The sequence below is a fragment of the Devosia polycyclovorans genome (genome assembly GCF_042181575.1).
In the GTDB taxonomy this organism is placed as follows: Bacteria; Pseudomonadota; Alphaproteobacteria; order Rhizobiales; family Devosiaceae; genus Devosia; species Devosia polycyclovorans.
This window is the reverse complement of the sequence record NZ_CP170082.1, coordinates 2,459,333-2,476,053: the sequence shown is the minus strand read 5'-3', so window position 1 is coordinate 2,476,053 and position 16,721 is coordinate 2,459,333. Positions and strand designations below refer to the sequence as shown.

The 16,721-nt window shown below is 61.2% G+C and carries 15 protein-coding genes; 6 read left to right on the top strand and 9 right to left on the bottom strand.

What is annotated here, in order from left to right; genetic code table 11:
• Window positions 1–26: 26 nt before the first annotated feature.
• From lpxD to ACE4RL_RS12385, 4 genes are read left to right on the top strand one after another with little or no spacing between them, the layout of a single operon-like run.
• A complete protein-coding gene (lpxD, locus tag ACE4RL_RS12400) occupies window positions 27–1,055 on the top strand; it encodes a UDP-3-O-(3-hydroxymyristoyl)glucosamine N-acyltransferase (protein WP_375597441.1) in 1,029 nt (342 codons plus the stop codon).
• On the top strand, window positions 1,052–1,525 hold the full coding sequence (gene fabZ / locus ACE4RL_RS12395) for a 3-hydroxyacyl-ACP dehydratase FabZ (protein ID WP_375597440.1): 474 nt from the start codon (window positions 1,052–1,054) through the stop codon (window positions 1,523–1,525). Before lpxD ends, fabZ begins: the two co-directional genes overlap by 4 nt.
• Window positions 1,522–2,331 carry an acyl-ACP--UDP-N-acetylglucosamine O-acyltransferase gene (lpxA, locus tag ACE4RL_RS12390; protein WP_375597439.1) on the top strand — a complete coding sequence of 270 codons (810 nt, stop codon included), beginning with the start codon at window positions 1,522–1,524 and terminating at the stop codon, window positions 2,329–2,331. The genes fabZ and lpxA overlap by 4 nt, the downstream gene beginning before the upstream one ends.
• 20 nt (window positions 2,332–2,351) lie before the next feature.
• Complete coding sequence (locus ACE4RL_RS12385; RefSeq protein WP_375597438.1) at window positions 2,352–3,500, top strand: lipid-A-disaccharide synthase; 1,149 nt, start codon at window positions 2,352–2,354, stop codon at window positions 3,498–3,500.
• Here the strand turns inward: ACE4RL_RS12385 and gltA are convergent.
• Window positions 3,476–4,765: a citrate synthase gene (gltA, locus tag ACE4RL_RS12380; RefSeq protein WP_375597437.1), complete on the bottom strand. Its 1,290-nt coding sequence runs from the start codon at window positions 4,763–4,765 to the stop codon at window positions 3,476–3,478. The genes ACE4RL_RS12385 and gltA overlap by 25 nt on opposite strands.
• Before the next feature lie 184 nt (window positions 4,766–4,949).
• Window positions 4,950–6,365: a glutamate--tRNA ligase gene (gene gltX, locus ACE4RL_RS12375; protein WP_375597436.1), complete on the bottom strand. Its 1,416-nt coding sequence runs from the start codon at window positions 6,363–6,365 to the stop codon at window positions 4,950–4,952.
• Window positions 6,366–6,438: 73 nt separating this feature from the next.
• Here gltX and ACE4RL_RS12370 point away from each other — a divergent pair, with 73 nt between their 5' ends.
• A complete protein-coding gene (locus ACE4RL_RS12370; protein WP_375597435.1) occupies window positions 6,439–8,583 on the top strand; it encodes a ComEC/Rec2 family competence protein in 2,145 nt (714 codons plus the stop codon).
• 28 nt (window positions 8,584–8,611) lie between these two features.
• Here ACE4RL_RS12370 and ACE4RL_RS12365 read toward each other — a convergent pair whose 3' ends face one another.
• The 3 genes from ACE4RL_RS12365 to ACE4RL_RS12355 are packed head-to-tail and all read right to left on the bottom strand — an operon-like array spanning window position 8,612 to window position 11,021.
• Entirely contained in the window at window positions 8,612–9,487 is an 876-nt protein-coding gene (locus tag ACE4RL_RS12365) for an SMP-30/gluconolactonase/LRE family protein (RefSeq protein WP_375597434.1), read from the bottom strand.
• Window positions 9,484–10,095, bottom strand: coding sequence for a 2-dehydro-3-deoxy-6-phosphogalactonate aldolase (locus ACE4RL_RS12360; RefSeq protein WP_375597433.1), 612 nt, complete (start codon window positions 10,093–10,095; stop codon window positions 9,484–9,486). The genes ACE4RL_RS12365 and ACE4RL_RS12360 overlap by 4 nt, the downstream gene beginning before the upstream one ends.
• A gap of 2 nt (window positions 10,096–10,097) precedes the next feature.
• Window positions 10,098–11,021 carry a 2-dehydro-3-deoxygalactonokinase gene (locus ACE4RL_RS12355; protein WP_375597432.1) on the bottom strand — a complete coding sequence of 308 codons (924 nt, stop codon included), beginning with the start codon at window positions 11,019–11,021 and terminating at the stop codon, window positions 10,098–10,100.
• 291 nt (window positions 11,022–11,312) lie between these two features.
• On the opposite strand from ACE4RL_RS12355, the gene ACE4RL_RS12350 reads away from it, so the two are divergent.
• The gene (locus tag ACE4RL_RS12350; RefSeq protein ID WP_375597431.1) at window positions 11,313–13,121 is read left to right on the top strand and encodes an IlvD/Edd family dehydratase; all 1,809 of its coding nucleotides are present in this window, start codon (window positions 11,313–11,315) and stop codon (window positions 13,119–13,121) included.
• 273 nt (window positions 13,122–13,394) lie between these two features.
• On the opposite strand, the gene lexA is transcribed toward ACE4RL_RS12350, so the two are convergent.
• From lexA to trpC, 4 genes are all read right to left on the bottom strand, one after another.
• Window positions 13,395–14,114 (bottom strand): transcriptional repressor LexA, encoded by a 720-nt coding sequence (gene lexA, locus ACE4RL_RS12345; protein WP_375597430.1) that lies wholly within the window; start codon window positions 14,112–14,114, stop codon window positions 13,395–13,397.
• Between the two features lie 116 nt (window positions 14,115–14,230).
• A complete protein-coding gene (gene glp, locus ACE4RL_RS12340; RefSeq protein WP_375597429.1) occupies window positions 14,231–15,433 on the bottom strand; it encodes a gephyrin-like molybdotransferase Glp in 1,203 nt (400 codons plus the stop codon).
• Window positions 15,430–15,909, bottom strand: a complete 480-nt coding sequence (gene moaC / locus ACE4RL_RS12335; protein ID WP_375597428.1) for a cyclic pyranopterin monophosphate synthase MoaC — start codon at window positions 15,907–15,909, stop codon at window positions 15,430–15,432. Before moaC ends, glp begins: the two co-directional genes overlap by 4 nt.
• Entirely contained in the window at window positions 15,909–16,721 is an 813-nt protein-coding gene (gene trpC, locus ACE4RL_RS12330; protein ID WP_375597427.1) for an indole-3-glycerol phosphate synthase TrpC, read from the bottom strand. The genes moaC and trpC overlap by 1 nt, the downstream gene beginning before the upstream one ends.

Below are 16,721 nucleotides of genomic sequence, written 5' to 3'. Positions count from 1 at the left end.
CGGCTCTTACTGTTTCAAGTGACACAATGGTCGATATCCGTTTCCATCGCTTTGCTGGTCCGCAATCCCTGAGTTCCCTGCTTGTACGGATTGATCAATCCGCCTTGGCGGAAGCGCACGGCAATCCCGATCTCGTCATCACCGGGGTGGCAGAGCTTGACCTGGCAGGCCCGGGTGACTTGGCCCTGGCGGCGCAGCCCAGCTATATTGAGGAACTGCGCGCCACGGCTGCCGGCGCGGTGCTCGTTTCGCCGGCCCTGAAAGACGCGGTGCCCGAGGGTTGCCTGGCTATTGTGCTGGACAAGCCGCACAACGTCTTTGCTGACATTCTCGACGCGCTTTATCCATCAAGCACGCGTTCTATCATTGCAGCCGGCCGAGAGGACCTCGGCGCGCCGGTCTTTGAGCGGGACGTGACCTTGGGGACCAATGTCGTGGTTGGCGCAGGCGTTGAGATCGGTCGCGGCACGGTCATTGGCGCCAACACTGTCATTGGCGCCGGCGTGACAATCGGCCGAAACTGCGTCATCGCGGCCAATTGCACGATCGACTGTGCCCATCTCGGCAACGAAGTGGTGATACACTCGGGCGTGCGCATCGGTACGGAAGGCTTTGGCTGGCTCGACTTCGGGCAGTCCAACCGCAAGATTCCTCAGCTCGGCCGTGTTGTTATCCAGGATCGCGTGGAGATCGGCGCCAACAGTACCATCGATCGTGGGGCTCTCGGCGATACCGTGCTTGGCGAAGGCTCCAAGATCGATAATCTGGTCCAGATCGGCCACAATTGCCGCATTGGCCGCAACTGCCTGATCGCCGCCATGAGCGGCCTGTCTGGCTCGACCATTGTGGGCGACGGCGTATTGATGGGTGGCGGCGTCGGTACCTCTGGTCACTTGAGCATCGGCGCCGGCTCAGTCATTCACGGCAGGGCCGCTGTGACCAAGGACTGGCCGGCCGGGTCCAAGCTTGCTGGCGCTCCGGCGCAGGACATAAGAGATTTCTGGCGTGAACTCGCCGTTGTGCGGAAACTGTCGAAGGGGGAAAAGCGGGGATGAACGATACCGCCGCCGTTACCGAACTCAATGCTATGAATATCGCCGAGATACTCGAAGCATTGCCGCACCGTTATCCTTTCTTGATGATCGACAAGATCGTGGAGATCGATGGCGATGAATCCGCCATCGGCATCAAGAATGTCACGTACAACGAGCCGATCTTTCTCGGGCACTTCCCCAACAACCCGATCTTTCCGGGCGTTCTGATTATTGAAGGTATGGCCCAGACCGCTGGCGCCATCGTCATCAAGCATGACTCGACTGGTGGTCGGAAAAATATTGTGTTGATGCTGGGCGTGGACAATGCGCGTTTCCGCAAGCCCGCTGGGCCTGGCGACACCATCGAGTTCCACATCACCAAGATGCATCGCCGCCGCAATGTGGGACGCTATGAGGCCAAGGCCAAAGTCAATGGCACAGTCATAGCCGAAGCTGAAATCACCGCGATGATTGTCGGGGCTGAAGCGTGACAGCCCCGAATATTCACCCGACGGCGATTGTCGCCGACGGGGCGAGGCTTGGTTCCGGTGTCCGCATTGGTCCATACAGCATCGTCGGCAGCAATGTGACCCTTGGCAACAATGTCGAGCTGGTGTCTCACGCCGTTGTTGAGGGTAATACGACTATCGGGCCCGGTACGCGTATTTTTCCCTTTGCCTCGGTGGGCCACCAGCCACAGGATCTCAAATTCCATGGCGAGGACTCGCGCCTCGAAATCGGTGCGAACTGCACGATCCGGGAATCGGTGACCATTAATCCGGGCACCGAGAATGGCGGCATGATCACCCGGATCGGCGACAATTGCTTGATCATGGCCAACGCCCATGTCGCCCATGACGCGATTCTGGGTAACAATGTCATCTTGGCCAATTATGTCGGCATTGCCGGCCATGTGCGGGTGGGTGACAACGTCATATTCGGCGGCACCTGCGTGATTCATCAGTTCACGCGCATCGGCGCCCATGCCTTTATCGGCGCGCAGTCCATGGTAGATGGCGACGTCATTCCTTACGGCATGGCAGTCGGCAACCGCGCCACCTTGACCGGCCTCAACCTGATTGGCCTCAAGCGGCGCGGGTTTGAACGCGAGGCCATCCACCGCCTGCGCGCAGCCTATCGGCAGATATTTGCCAGCGAAGGCACCCTGCGTGAACGTGTGGAAGACGCGGCGGAGATTTTCAGTCAGGACGCCCTCGTCCAGGATGTTGTCCGCTTCATTGCCGAGGCCCAAGACCGCCCCATCCTGCTCCCGCGCAACGGCCACGAAACCGAGTAGCCATCCAGTCCGGAGGCGACATGACCGAGACACTGCGCCTCTTCATTCTGGCTGGTGAACCCTCCGGCGACCGCATCGCCGCTGACCTGGTTGCCCGGCTGCGAAGCAAGGTGTCTCTGGATCTGTCCGGAGTCGGTGGTGATGAACTCGCAGGGCAGGGGCTGACATCGCTCTATCCCATGTCGGATCTCGCCGTCATGGGTATCACCGATGTGGTGCTCAACCTGCCGCGCCTGCTCTGGCGGCTCGAACAGACGGCGCGGGCCATCCTGGCGGCGAATCCGGATATGGTCGTCCTGGTCGATGCCCAAGACTTTTCGAGGCTTCTGGCAGCGCGACTGCGCAAGCGCGGCTATACTGGACGGCTGGTCCTCTACGTGGCTCCCTCGGTCTGGGCCCGCCATCCTGAACGGGCAGCACGCCTGGCCCCGCTCTTTGACGCGGTCCTGGCTGTTCTGCCCTTTGAACCAGATGCGATGATTAGGCTGGGTGGACCAGCGACGAGCTACGTCGGTCATCCTGCGCTGGCAGAAGCTCTGCCAACCCGCATTCCAGCGCAAGAGGGTACCCTGATCCTCCTGCCGGGCAGCCGCAATGGCGAGCTGCGTCGTCACCTTCCTATACTGGCCGAAATGGTCGCAGATCTGGCGAGCCACCATGCTGTGACTGAACTGGTTATTCCAACATTGCCCCGGCTGCGCGACAGGCTGGTTTCGGAGACAGCCAATTGGCCCGCGCCGGTCCGCATCGTGGAAACGCGCGCCATGCGCCGCGACATCTATCAACAAGCCATTGGCGCAATTTGCGTATCAGGCACCGTGACACTGGAGCTGGCACTTGCGCGCGTGCCCATGGTGGTCGTCTACGCGCTCGATGCGCACCAGTCCCGCGCCTATGCAAAGCTTGGTCGTCCCCAGGTGTCCCTGCCAAACATTATTCTTGGCCACCCCATTGTCCCCGAGTTCGTTGCGGCACCTCTCGTGGCCGGGCCTCCAAAATCCGCTATGCTTGATCTGTTGGGCAACAAAAAAGCCCGCCAGGACCAGATAGAGGCCTTTGACGAGCTTCAACGGATCATGGAAACGGGATTACCCCCGCATCTTCGTGAGGATCCGGCGGACCGGATCCTCGAAATTTGGCAGAATCAACGGTCGCTGATCGGCGAATAGTCGCGCTCGGTAGCCCCATTGTAGAGCTGGCGCGGACGGCCAATCTTTTTCTGCGGATCGCCGATCATTTCCTTCCACTGGCTGATCCAGCCAACGGTGCGGGCGACGGCGAACAGCACGGTGAACATCGAGGTCGGGAAGCCGATCGCATCCAGGATCACACCCGAATAGAAGTCGACATTGGGATAAAGCTTGCGGTCGATGAAGTACTGGTCCTCAAGCGCGATGCGCTCGAGTTCCTGCGCAACCTGCAGCGTCGGATTGTTGCCGACCCCCAGGATTTCCAGCACTTCCTTCGCCGTGGCCTGCATGACCTTGGCGCGCGGGTCGAAGTTCTTATAGACGCGGTGACCAAAGCCCATCAGGCGGAACGGGTCGTTCTTGTCTTTGGCGCGCTCGATGAATTCCGGAATGCGGTCAACCGTGCCGATTTCGCGCAGCATGTTGAGGCAGGCCTCATTCGCACCGCCATGCGCCGGGCCCCAGAGGCAGGCCACGCCCGCCGCGATACAGGCGAACGGATTGGCGTCTGACGAGCCGGAGAGACGGACGGTCGACGTCGAAGCGTTCTGCTCGTGGTCGGCATGGAGCGTGAAAATAAGGTCCATGGCGCGGGCGATCTTCGGGTCGACCTTGTATTCCTCGGCCGGAACCGAGAAGCACATATGCAGGAAGTTCGACGCGTAATCGAGATCATTGCGCGGATAAACGAAGGGCTGGCCAACAGAGTATTTATAGGCCATCGCAGCAATCGTCGGCATCTTGGCGATCATGCGGATCGAGGCGATTTCGCGCTGCTGCGGATCGTTGATGTCGGTGCTGTCGTGGTAGAAGGCGGCCATGGCGCCCACGACGCCGGTCATGATGGCCATGGGGTGCGCGTCGCGGCGGAAACCACGATAGAAATAGTGCATCTGTTCATGCACCATGGTGTGGCGCGTCACCAGCTGCTCGAACTCTTTGAACTGCGTCTGTGTCGGCAGTTCGCCATAGAGCAGCAGATAGCAGACCTCGAGGTAGCTGGACTTTTCGGCCAACTGCTCAATCGGATAGCCGCGATAGAGCAACTCGCCCTTGTCGCCATCGATATAGGTAATGGCGCTATCGCACGCTGCCGTCGAAGTGAACCCTGGGTCATAGGTGAACAACCCCGTCTTGGCGTAGAGCGAACGGATATCCATCACATCCGGACCCACCGTACCACTCAATATAGGGAATTCGTGGGTCTGGTCTCCGATGACGAGTTTGGCGACTTTTTCGGTCATTGAGCTCTCCTCGCTTCACCCCGATCGTCCGCAGGAAAGGACAGGAAATGCGGATCTGGGGGCGGCGCCTTCAAAGCGCCGATTTTCCGGTGCAGAGGTATCAGGTCTTGCCCATCGCAAGCAACCGATAGGTGAGTATGACTTATCTATCCGACAGACTGGCGACAGGACGCGCTATCGCAACTCACGCGGCAGTCTGGTCACTGAGTCGGGCAAGGCTTTCTTCCCGCCCGATCAGCACCATGACCTCAAAAATCCCCGGAGAAACAGTGCGTCCAGTGAGCGCTGCACGCAAAGGCTGTGCCAGTTTGCCCAGCTTGAGACCCTGTTCTTCCGCCAGGGCACGCATGGCCGCATCAATGCTCGGCACTGACCAATCGGCAAGACCCCCTAACGTATCGGCAACACTCCTGAGCACAGTGCGCGCTTCATCTGTCAGCAAGGCGGCAGCTTTCTCGTCCGGCTGGATCGGGCGCAGGGCATAGATGAACTGCGCTAGGTCGATCAATTCGAGCACGGTCTTGGCGCGGGGCTGCAACTCGGGCAGGGCCGCCAGAACGGTGTTGTGGTTGGCCACCAACCCCTTGGCGTCCTCATCGCGACCCACTTCTCTGGCGGTCTCGACCATCACTTCGTAGAGATAGGCGGGGTCGGCTTCGCGAATATAGTGACCGTTGATGTTCTCAAGCTTGACGAAGTCAAAGCGCGCCGCCCCCTTGTTGAGGGCCTCGAGGCTGAACCATTCCACCATCTGCTCGGTGCTGAAGAACTCATCGTCGCCATGGCTCCATCCAAGTCGAGCCAGATAGTTGCGCAACGCTGCGGGGAGATACCCCATCTGCCGATAGGCCTCGACCCCGAGCGCGCCGTGCCGCTTGGAAAGCTTGGCGCCATCCGGCCCGTGGATCAGTGGGATGTGGGCCATCTCCGGCACCGTCCAGCCCATCGCATTGTAGATGATGATCTGGCGCGCGGCATTGGTCAGGTGGTCGTCGCCACGAATGATATGGGTCACGCCCATGTCGTGATCGTCGACCACCACGGCGTGCATATAGGTCGGTGTGCCGTCCGAGCGCAGGATGATGAAGTCATCCAGGTTCTCGGTCTTGAACACCACCTCGCCCTGCACATGGTCGCGCACCACGATTTCGCCTTCCAGCGGCGCCTTGATGCGGATCACCGGTTTGATTTCGGCAGGGGCTTCCGACGCGTCGCGATCGCGCCAGTAGCCATTGTATCGCGGTGGCTTGCCGGCGGCGCGGGCCTCCTCGCGCATCTGCTCCAGCTCCTGGGGAGAGCAATAGCAATAATAGGCGTGCCCCATTTTCACCAGCTCGTGGGCCACCTCGGCATGGCGCGCAGCGCGCGCGAACTGACTGATGGGTTCGCCTTCCCAGTCGAGACCGAGCCACGTCAACCCCTCGATCAGCGCCGTAACCGCCGCCTCGGTCGAGCGTTCCCTGTCGGTATCTTCGATGCGCAGCAGCATCTTGCCGCCCTTGCTCTTCGCATAGGCCCAACTGAACAGCGCCGTCCGCGCGCCCCCGATATGCAGATAGCCGGTGGGAGAAGGAGCAAAGCGGGTGACGACCTGGGACATGGGGAACCGGAAGCATTTGAGAAATTTCGGGCCGTGTGTAGCATAGGCGGGCTTGAGCGCAAGGGCAGGGCGCATGGGGGCAGGACAAAGGGCCTTTGACACCGGCTCCGGCTTGACCGGATGGTTCCGCACGCCCGGTGCCGAACGGCCCTGGCCAGGAACAGACCGCATCGGCGCCGGAGCTCGACTGCGCGCCACAATCGCCGAAGCGATGAAGAGGCGGCGCCTCTTCGTCTTGCTGCCGTTTTCGATGATTGCTGGGCTTATCGCCTATGCGCTCCTGCCCACCGAGCCCTCCGCGATCCTTCTAGCCACCGTCACCGCCGCACTGGCCCTGGCGCTGGTCTGCATCATCGCTGCAAAGGCGCTCACTGGGTTTAGAATTTTCGTTCAGCTTGCCGCCCTGTGGCTGGGCTTTTGTCTCCTGCCTATGCACGGCCTCGCTTTCGGCACGCCTATGCTGGCCTATCCCGCATATGGCACCTACGAAGCGCAGATCGACGAGATATTGTCAGCAGATGAGAACCGCGTCCGGGTGATTGCTTCGCAACTGACCCCGGTGGGTGACGCTCGGCCCTTGCCCATCCGCCGGGCCCGCATCGTCATGGCGGGCGGTGCCATGCTTGCGCCGGGTGACCGAATTCGCGCTCCTCTCCGTTTGGCTCCCATTCCAGGTCCGGTGTTGCCCGGCAGCCATGACGGACAGTCTCATTCCTACTTCATCGGTGTTGGCGCCTACGGCTCGACCACTGGCGCAGTTGAAGCGCTGTCCAGCGGCGACGGGTGGAACCTGGCCCGGCAGGTCCAGAGCTTGCGTAGCGCAATCGCAGCCCGAATTGATACGACCCTGGATGGCGCGACCGCAGCCATTGGCAAGGCCATGGTCGTTGGCGATCAAAGCGATATATCCGACAACACCCGAGACGTTATGGCAGCCTCGGGTCTGGCGCATATCTATTCGATTTCTGGCTTGCACCTGTCCATCGTGGCTGGTGGCATTTTCTGGCTTATGCGTCTTGCCCTGGCCTCTGTACCCGCGCTGGTCGGCTGGCCCATCAAGCAGATTTCCGCCTTGGTCGGAATTGTTGCCGCATTTCTCTATCTGCTGCTCGCAGGGGGTGCCGGCAATGTCCCCGCCTTCCGATCCACCCTCATGCTTGTCCTGATGTTCGGCGCTGTGCTGGCCGGCCGGCAGGCGCTAACCATGCGCAATGTTGCCATCGCCGCAGTTGTCATCATTCTGATGGACCCGGCGAGCGTATTCCGGCCCAGCTTTCAGCTGTCCTTTGCCGCCGTGGTCGGCTTGATCGGAATCTACGAACTGCCCCGGGCGCTTCCCGCGCCGGCATCCGGCCGTTTGGCAAGGCTGGGCGGGCTCGTCGCCGCAACGGCCTGGACCAGTCTCGTTGCCGGGCTCGCAACCCTGCTGTTCTCAGCCTACCATTTCCAGCAGACCGCTCCGCTCGGCGTCATCGGCAACGTGCTGGCCTTGCCCTTTGTGAGCCTTGTCATCATGCCCTTTGGCGTGGTCTCCGTGCTCACAATGCTCCTCGGACTTGAGGGCCCATTTCTCGAAGTGATGGGCTGGGGAATCGACCGTATGATCGATGTGGCTGAATTGGTGGCCGCCTGGAGCCAGGGATGGACAGGCAACCCGCTTCTGGCCAGCTGGACGCTTGGTCTTGGCGTGGCTGCCTTGGCCTGGTTCGCTTTCATCGGAAGCCATTGGCGGCTGCTCGCGCCCTTGTTGGCCCTGCCCGTTATTCTGGTCGCCGGGCTCGACCCGCGCCCCGACATTCTGATCGCCGACACCACGCAGGCCGTCGCCGTGCGCAATGGCGACTCCATGGCCCTGGTCACCGGGCGCACTGGAAGTTTCGCCGTCGATGTCTGGAGCGATCATTACCAAACGGACATCGCCGGAACTCACCCCGCAGCCCGCTGCGACAGTCTCGGCTGCATTCTCACCAATCCTGCCTACAGCGTGGCTGTCATTCGCAATGCGGCAGCGTTCGCCGAGGATTGCGGTCTCCATGACCTCGTTATTGCGCGCATTCGCCCGCCCGAGCACTGCTTCGCCGTTAGCCAGGTCGTTGGCCCAACGGAGCTTTCCCGAAGCGGCGTGCACTGGCTGGTCTGGAACCACTCGGCTGCGCAGTTCGACATCCGGCCGGCCATTGCAAACCTCAATCGCCCCTGGCGCGTCGCGCAGCCATAACACCAGTGTCCGCCACGCTTGATGGAATTTAGAGCACGATCTTGGCTTCGGGCTGCCCGGCCACGTCGACGTCTATGTAGAACACGCCGCCAGCGACCTTTTCTGCCGCCAGCTGTTCGGCCGACATGGTCTTGTTGGCGGTGGTCAGGAAGAGCCGTCTTAGATCCTTGCCGCCAAATGCGGGACAGGTGACTTGGCTGACCGGCACCTCCACGATGCGATCGATGGTCCCATCAGGTGCGTATCGAATAACGCAGGAACCGCCCCAGCGGGCATTCCACAAATAGCCGGCGCTATCGACGACCGCCCCATCAGGATAGCCACGGTGCTCGGCAACGTCAGCAAACAGCTCCCATTCGCCAATCGGCATGCCTGTTTCGGGATCGGTGGGGCATTTGAGGATCTTCTGTTCCGGTGTGTCGGTCCAGTAGGCCGTCCGGCCATCGGGCGAGAAGCAGGTTGCGTTGGGAATGGCCACGTTGGAGATGATTTTGGTCAGCTTGCCGGAGCGGTAGTGATATACCGCCCCGTCCTTGGGGCCTTCATCCTTGACCATGGTGCCAATCCAGAAGGCTCCGGACGGATGCACGCGGCTGTCATTCGTGCGATTGGTTGGCACATCCTGCTCGATATCGACCAGATGCACGGTCTCACCCGTAACCAGATCGTAGCGCTTCAGGCCGGTCTCGGTCGCCAATGCCAGTGACGTGTCATCGATGATCGCGGCCGCCGCCACGACTTCATCGAAATGCCATTTTCCCTGCGTTTCGCCATCGGCGCTCGCGGCGAAAAGCGTGTTGTTGTTTATGTCGAACCAGAACAATTGCGCGCGGCTCAGGTGCCAGAAGGGACCCTCACCGAGGGCACATTGGCTATCCACGAGAAGCTTGGCGGTCTCCGTCATTTCGCTGCTCCCCGGTCGTATGCCGCAACTGCCAGATTGGCCTTCTCGCGGACTTCATCCACGCTCATTCCCGGCTTGAAGATATAGGTTCCCAATCCGAATCCAGCGCAGCCAACGGCAAAGAACTCGTTGAAATTGTCCGGATTAGCACCGCCCACGGCATAGAGCGGCAGGTCGGGCGGCAGCACAGCCTTCATGGCCTTTATCCCTTTGGCACCCAGCACTTCGGCAGGAAAGAATTTGAGCCCGGTCGCACCGGCCCGGATGGCTGCAAAGGCGTCTGTTGGCGAAAATACGCCGGGATAGGATTTGAGGCCCAACCGCACCGTCTCGCCGATCACCTCTGCATTGGTGTCGGGCGATACGATGAAGGTACCCCCCGCACCGGCTACGGCCCGCACGTCTTCCGGCGTCAGTACGGTTCCCGCACCGATCTCGGCACGATCCGACAACGCCTTGGCCGCGCGCCCTATGCTCTCAACCGCGTTGGGGGAGTTGAGCGGCACCTCGATCAGCGTGATGCCGGCCTCGACCAGCGTGGTGCAGACCGGCACGGCCTCATCCGGCGTGATGCCGCGCAGAATGGCGATGATATGACGATGGCTCACGGTCAAGTCCTTAGGCTATGGACGCGCGCGGTCTTGAGACCGGCCAGCACGACTTCGGTTGAATCAACGAGGCGGCCGGACGCTCCGGCCATGTTCAGTACCCGCATATAAAGGCCACAGAGCTTGGCAGAACCTATCAGCGGCACTGGATCGGTTCCAATATCGCTAAGGGTTGCGGCGATTTCGGTACCGATCAGTAGACCGGACAGGTAACCGGCACACCAGTCGGGTGTCTTTCCCGACAGGAGCGACGCGGCGCGCACGGTGAACAACTGCCCCAGCAGCGCCGCCGGGTTGTCGAGCCCGTCGCGCGCACCCGCCACAAATCCCTCATCCTGTGCTGGTCCTTCCAGCGGACCACCCAATGAGTGGCGCAACACCGATTGAGTCTTGAGCAGGGCGAACATCTCGCCGGTCATGGCCGTGGAAAAGTGCTCAATCCGCGTTCCCTCCAGGCGCGCCCATTTCGAGTGCGTTCCGGGCATGCAGACAAGACCCGTATAGCCGGGCGATAGGCTGGCGAGGCCCAGCAATTGTGTCTCCTCGCCACGCATGACGTCCTCACCGCCGACGCGCTGGCACACACCGGGCAAAATGGACACGTTCAGCCGTTTATCTTGCATGCCAGGATGCACGGCGCCGGCGCCAAGTGATGCAAGATCCGTTGGCGCTTCGAGATAGGGCGCTTCCAGCCAGCCCTGCCGCGCTCCAGCCATCCCGCAAATGACGATGTCCACCTTGCCCTCGGGCAGGGCCAACCGATCAAGAACATCCTGCAGCGCCTGAGGAAACTGCTCGCGCGCCAACTTGCCCATCCCCTGGTCAGATTCGGCCTGGCCGGTGACCTCGCCATCTCCTCCAATAACCCAGGCTCTCAGATTGGACGTTCCCCAGTCCACGCCAACCCACGCAATTGCTTCGCTCAAATCAATCCCTCTTTGCCGATCCTGACCACAGCGGGCGCGACCCTAGAGGCCCTTTTGCGCTCTGGCCAGTTCCAATCCTCTCGCCGCGATTCTTGGAAGACGGGCAACACTGCTTATCCCGAGCAAGCCGGCCACCGTGCCAGCCAGATTTGCCGCCATCCATGCCACAGTTTGCCTGATTTGTATGATTTTTTAAGTCAGACCCATTCACAGCGCCACTTCGCGTGATAGAACGGTTTCAAACAAGGCCCTCAGATCCGCTCCCTGGCGGAACAGCAAGGAACAGGCAAGATGACTGCAGAAAATGGCGGCGCCGGCAGCCGCAAGCTTCGCTCGCGCGCATGGTTTGACAATCCCGACAATCCCGACATGACCGCGCTCTATCTTGAGCGCTACATGAATTTCGGGGTATCGCGCGAGGAACTGCAGTCGGGCAAGCCGATCATCGGCATCGCGCAGACGGGATCGGATCTCAGCCCGTGCAACCGCCATCACATGGTCTTGGCCGAACGTGTCCGCGAGGGCATTCGTGAGGCCGGTGGTATCGCTATTGAATTCCCGGTGCATCCAATCCAGGAAACCGGCAAGCGCCCCACAGCAGGTCTTGACCGCAACCTCGCCTATCTGGGCCTCGTCGAAGTCCTCTATGGCTACCCGCTTGATGGCGTGGTGCTGACCATCGGCTGTGACAAGACCACGCCAGCCATGCTGATGGGTGCGGCGACAGTCAACATCCCCGCCATCGCACTCTCGGTGGGTCCGATGCTCAACGGGTGGCACAAGGGCGAGCGCACGGGCTCCGGTACAATCGTCTGGAAGGCCCGGCAAATGCTGGCCGCCGGCGAGATCGACTATCCCAAATTTATCGAACTGGTCGCTTCGTCCGCGCCCTCCACCGGCTATTGCAACACCATGGGCACGGCCACCACGATGAATTCTCTGGCCGAGGCGCTGGGCATGCAGTTGCCGGGCTCCGCCGCCATCCCCGCACCCTATCGTGACCGCCAGGAAATGGCCTGGCGCACGGGCAAACGTGCCGTCGAGATGGTGCATGAGGATCTCAAGCCTTCCGATATCCTCACCAAGGAAAACTTCCTCAACGCCATTGTGGTAAACTCCGCCATTGGCGGGTCAACCAATGCCCCGATCCACATCAATGCCATTGCCAAGCATATCGGCATCGACCTCAATATCGACGAGTGGCAGCAGCACGGTCACAAGGTACCGTTGCTGGTCAATCTGCAGCCGGCCGGCGAATATCTGGGCGAGGACTACTACCATGCCGGCGGCGTTCCCGCGGTGGTCAACGAATTGATGGGGCAGGGGCTGATTCACGAGAATGCCCCCACCGTCAACGGCAAGACCATTGGCGAGAACTGCCGCAACACCGTCATCGAAGACGACAAGGTCATTCGCCACTTCGACAATCCCCTCAAGACAGAGGCCGGTTTCCTGGTGCTGCGCGGAAACCTGTTTGACAGTGCCATCATGAAGACCAGCGTCATCAGTCCCGAGTTCAGGGAACGCTACCTCTCCGACCCTGCCCATCCGGGCATGTTCGAAGGCAAGGCCGTGGTCTTTGACGGTCCGGAAGACTACCACCACCGTATCGATGATCCGGCGCTGGAAATCGACGAGCACACGCTACTCTTTATGCGTGGCGCTGGCCCGATCGGCTATCCGGGCGCCGCCGAGGTCGTCAACATGCGGCCCCCGGCCTATCTCATCAAGAAGGGTGTGTCCTCGCTGGCCTGCATCGGTGACGGCCGCCAATCAGGCACTTCGGGCTCCCCCTCGATCCTGAATGCCTCGCCGGAGGCTGCAGCCGGCGGCAACCTCGCCATTCTCAAGACTGGCGATCGCGTGCGCATCGACCTCAACAAGGGGGAAGCGAACATCCTTATCTCGGATGAGGAAATCGCGACCCGCCGTGTGGCACTCGAGGCCGAAGGCGGCTATCAGTTCCCCAAGCACCAGACGCCCTGGCAGGAAATCCAACGTGGCCTGGTCGGACAACTCGGCGACGGCGCCATTCTCAAGCCGGCCGAAAAATATCAGCGCATCGCCCAGACCGAAGGCCTGCCGCGCGACAACCATTAGTCTTTGCAACGCTCGAGTAAACCGAAAGCCCGCCAATCTGGCGGGCTTTTTACTGATGACGGGTCCGGATTTCCGCGAGTGCCCGGACAAAAAATCGGGTGCCACCTGCTACTTGCGGCTCGCCCAGCAGCCATCAAATCCGAACAGATGGCCGCAATCATGGGCACAAACAAATCGAAGTGGTCAAAGCACCAGCAGGAGCAGATCAAACCGGTGTTTGTTGATTTCCTCACCATAGAAACGCAGGCGGCCTGTGGCGAGGAAAGCGGCATATCAGTACTTCCGCATCAACCCCACAAGGCGCCCCTGCACCTTGACCCGGTCGGGCGGAAAGATTCGGGTCTCATAGGCCGGGTTCGCCGCTTCGAGCGCCACCGTATCGCCCTTGCGGCGCAGACGCTTGAGCGTGGCTTCCTCGTCATCGACCAGGGCAACGATGATCTCGCCGGTCGAGGCATGTTCCTGCTTTTTGATGAGCACCGTATCGCCATCGAAAATGCCAGCGTCAATCATCGAATCGCCGCGCACTTCAAGGGCATAGTGTTCGCCGGCTCCTAGCATTTCGGGCGGCACGGAAATTGTGTGGGAATGAGACTGGATAGCCTCGATTGGCGTACCGGCGGCAATGCGGCCCATGACGGGAATTGAGACCGGCCGTGCGTAGTCTTCGCCGCCAGCCGTTGTGCCGCGCGCCGGCGGCGAGGCAACCTTGCCAAGATTGCCTTCAATCACCGCCGGCTCGAACCGGGCCCTGCGGCCGCCCAGTGACGGGTTCATCGAATCGGGGAGTTTCACCACCTCCAGCGCCCGAGCCCGGTTGGGCAGGCGGCGGATAAAGCCGCGCTCTTCAAGCGCGGTAATCAGGCGGTGAATGCCGGATTTCGATGCCAGATCAAGGGCGTCCTTCATCTCATCGAAGCTCGGGGGGATGCCGCTCTCCTTCATCCGCTCATGGATGAACATCAGCAGCTCATGTTGTTTGCGTGTCAGCATTGGCCCCTCGACCCCAGAATCGGAACATAGACGGAACGACCATACATGTTCCAGTTATGTTCTGCAATGCCCCTCCAGAACCTCAAAGATGAACGGGTTGCCCGCCAGCTTGCAGGTCAGAAGCCGTCGATGGGCATCGCCTCCACTAGGGCACCTGCGGGCTGCCCTGGATCATGCTCGGGCTGGACGATCAACAGATCTGCTGCTGCCAGGGATGATGTGTGGCCGCTATCGGTTTGGCTGATTGGCTGCGCCTGCATACCGCCATCTGTCTGTACCAGCCGGGCGCGCATGAAGTGCCGCCGGGCGGTGTTGGTCGGTGTGGGCGCGGCAAGGGGCAGTTGCCAGGGTTCCGGGTCGGCATGCCCGAGAAAGGCGCGCAGGGCAGGCTTGATGAACACCATGGCGGTGACCATAGCCGACACCGGATTGCCCGGCAGGCCGAACACAAGAGTGCGTCCGTGCGTACCAAACATCAAAGGCTTGCCCGGCCGCATATTGATGCGCCAAAAGTCGAGCGATACGCCGAGGGTCTTTAGGATATCCTGCACGAGGTCGTGCTCGCCCACCGATGCGCCGCCCGTGGTGATGAGGAAATCTGGCTCGGCAGCGAGGATGCCCTGCAGTGTTTCGCGGAGCTGATCAGGTTTATCTGCCACTATGCCGTGATCGCTGATCTGGCGCGCATAGGGGGACAACATGGCCGACAGCCCGATGCTGTTTGAAGCCACGATCTGGTCCGGTCCAAGTGGCGTTCCCGGCGGCACCAGTTCATCACCGGTAGCGAGCAGAGCAATTCTCGCTCGCCTGGCAACCGAAAGCTTGGCCTGGTTGGCGGCCGCAGCAACGGCAATCTGCATCGGGGTTAGCCGGGTTCCAGCCTTCAGGAGCTGTTGACCGGTCGAAAAATCGTTACCTTTGGGGCGCACGCTATGACCGCGGCGGGCAGGGACAGTGAAGGTAACGAAATCACCCTCGCGTACCGCCTCTTCCTGCATGATGACTGTGTCCGCACCCGGCGGCACAGGGGCCCCGGTGAAGATGCGGACAGCTTCTCCGCGATGGACACCCCCACCATAGCTTGCGCCCGCCTGCGATGTGCCGATGACTCTGAGCCGGGCGCCCTCGCTAACGTCCTCAGCGCGCATGGCATAGCCGTCCATCGCACTGGCATCGAATGGCGGCTGGTTGTGTCCGGCAATGACGGGGGCGGCCAGGACACGGCCATTGGCCTGGTCAAGTGCAACCTGCTCGGCGGTCACAGGCGGGACGCGCGCCAGAATGGCTTTCAAGGCATCGTCGACCGGCAATAGGCTCATGGCGACCGCACGAAGTCGCCCGATTTGCCACCGGATTTTTCAACCAGGCAGAGGTCCGAAATAACCATGGCCCGGTCAATGGCCTTGGCCATGTCGTAGAGTGTGAGAGCCGACACCGAGGCCGCCGTCAACGCCTCCATCTCGACGCCGGTCTGGCCCGTTGTCTCAGCGGTGGCAAGAACAAGAATACGGCCCTCGCCATTGCCGGTGATGTCGACGCTGACCTTGGTCAGCGCAATGGGATGACAGAGCGGGATCAACTCCGAGGTCTTCTTCGCCGCCATGATGCCCGCGACACGCGCCACGGCCAAAGCGTCACCTTTTTTCAGGCCACCATCCAGAATTGTGGCAATTGTCTCGGCCTTGCCACACAGCACTGCCTGAGCCACTGCCCGGCGTCTGGTAACCGCCTTGTCACCAATATCGACGATCCGGGCCTCGCCCTTTTCGTTTAGGTGGGTGAGCCCGCCGCTCATCAGCGCACGGTTTCCGGAGCGCCCATCAGCAGCGAACGGGTGGCGGCCATGACATCGTCCTGTCGCATCAGGCTTTCGCCGACCAGGAACGTGCCGACATTGCATCGCTCGTCGAGCATTTTGACGTGCTCATGGGTGACAATGCCGCTTTCGCTGACCAGCAGCACGTCGTCCGGCACACCCGCCGCCAGATTGACCGTGGTTTCGAGCGTGGTTTCGAACGTGCGCAAATTGCGGTTGTTAACGCCGATGAATTTGGCATCCAGTGCCAGGGCGCGGTCCAGCTCAAGCTGATCATGCACCTCCACCAGCGCGTCCATGCCCCATTCTTCGGCGGCATCGAGCAGATAGCGCGCGACATCGTCGCCCACCGCCGCAAGGATGATCAGGATGCAGTCCGCACCCCAGGACCGTGCCTCCGCCACCTGATAGGTCTCGAACAGGAAGTCCTTGCGCAGCACCGGCAGCTTTGTGGCCGCACGCGCCTCGATGAGATAGCTGGGAGCCCCCTGAAAGCTGGGACGGTCGGTTAGCACGGACAGGCAAGTCGCGCCGGCCAGCTCATAGGCCCTGGCGATCTCGGCCGGATTGAAGTCGGCGCGGATCAATCCTTTGGACGGGCTGGCCTTCTTGACCTCGGCGATCAGGGCGTAGTCGCCCGTGGCTCGTTTTGCCTTGATAGCCTTGAGAAACCCGCGCGGTGCCGGCTGGTCATGCGCCTCGGCCACCACTTCCGCCCAGGGCCGCATCGACTTGGCGGCGGCAATCTCTTCGCGCTTATAGGCTTCGATCTGCTTGAGAATATCGCTCAT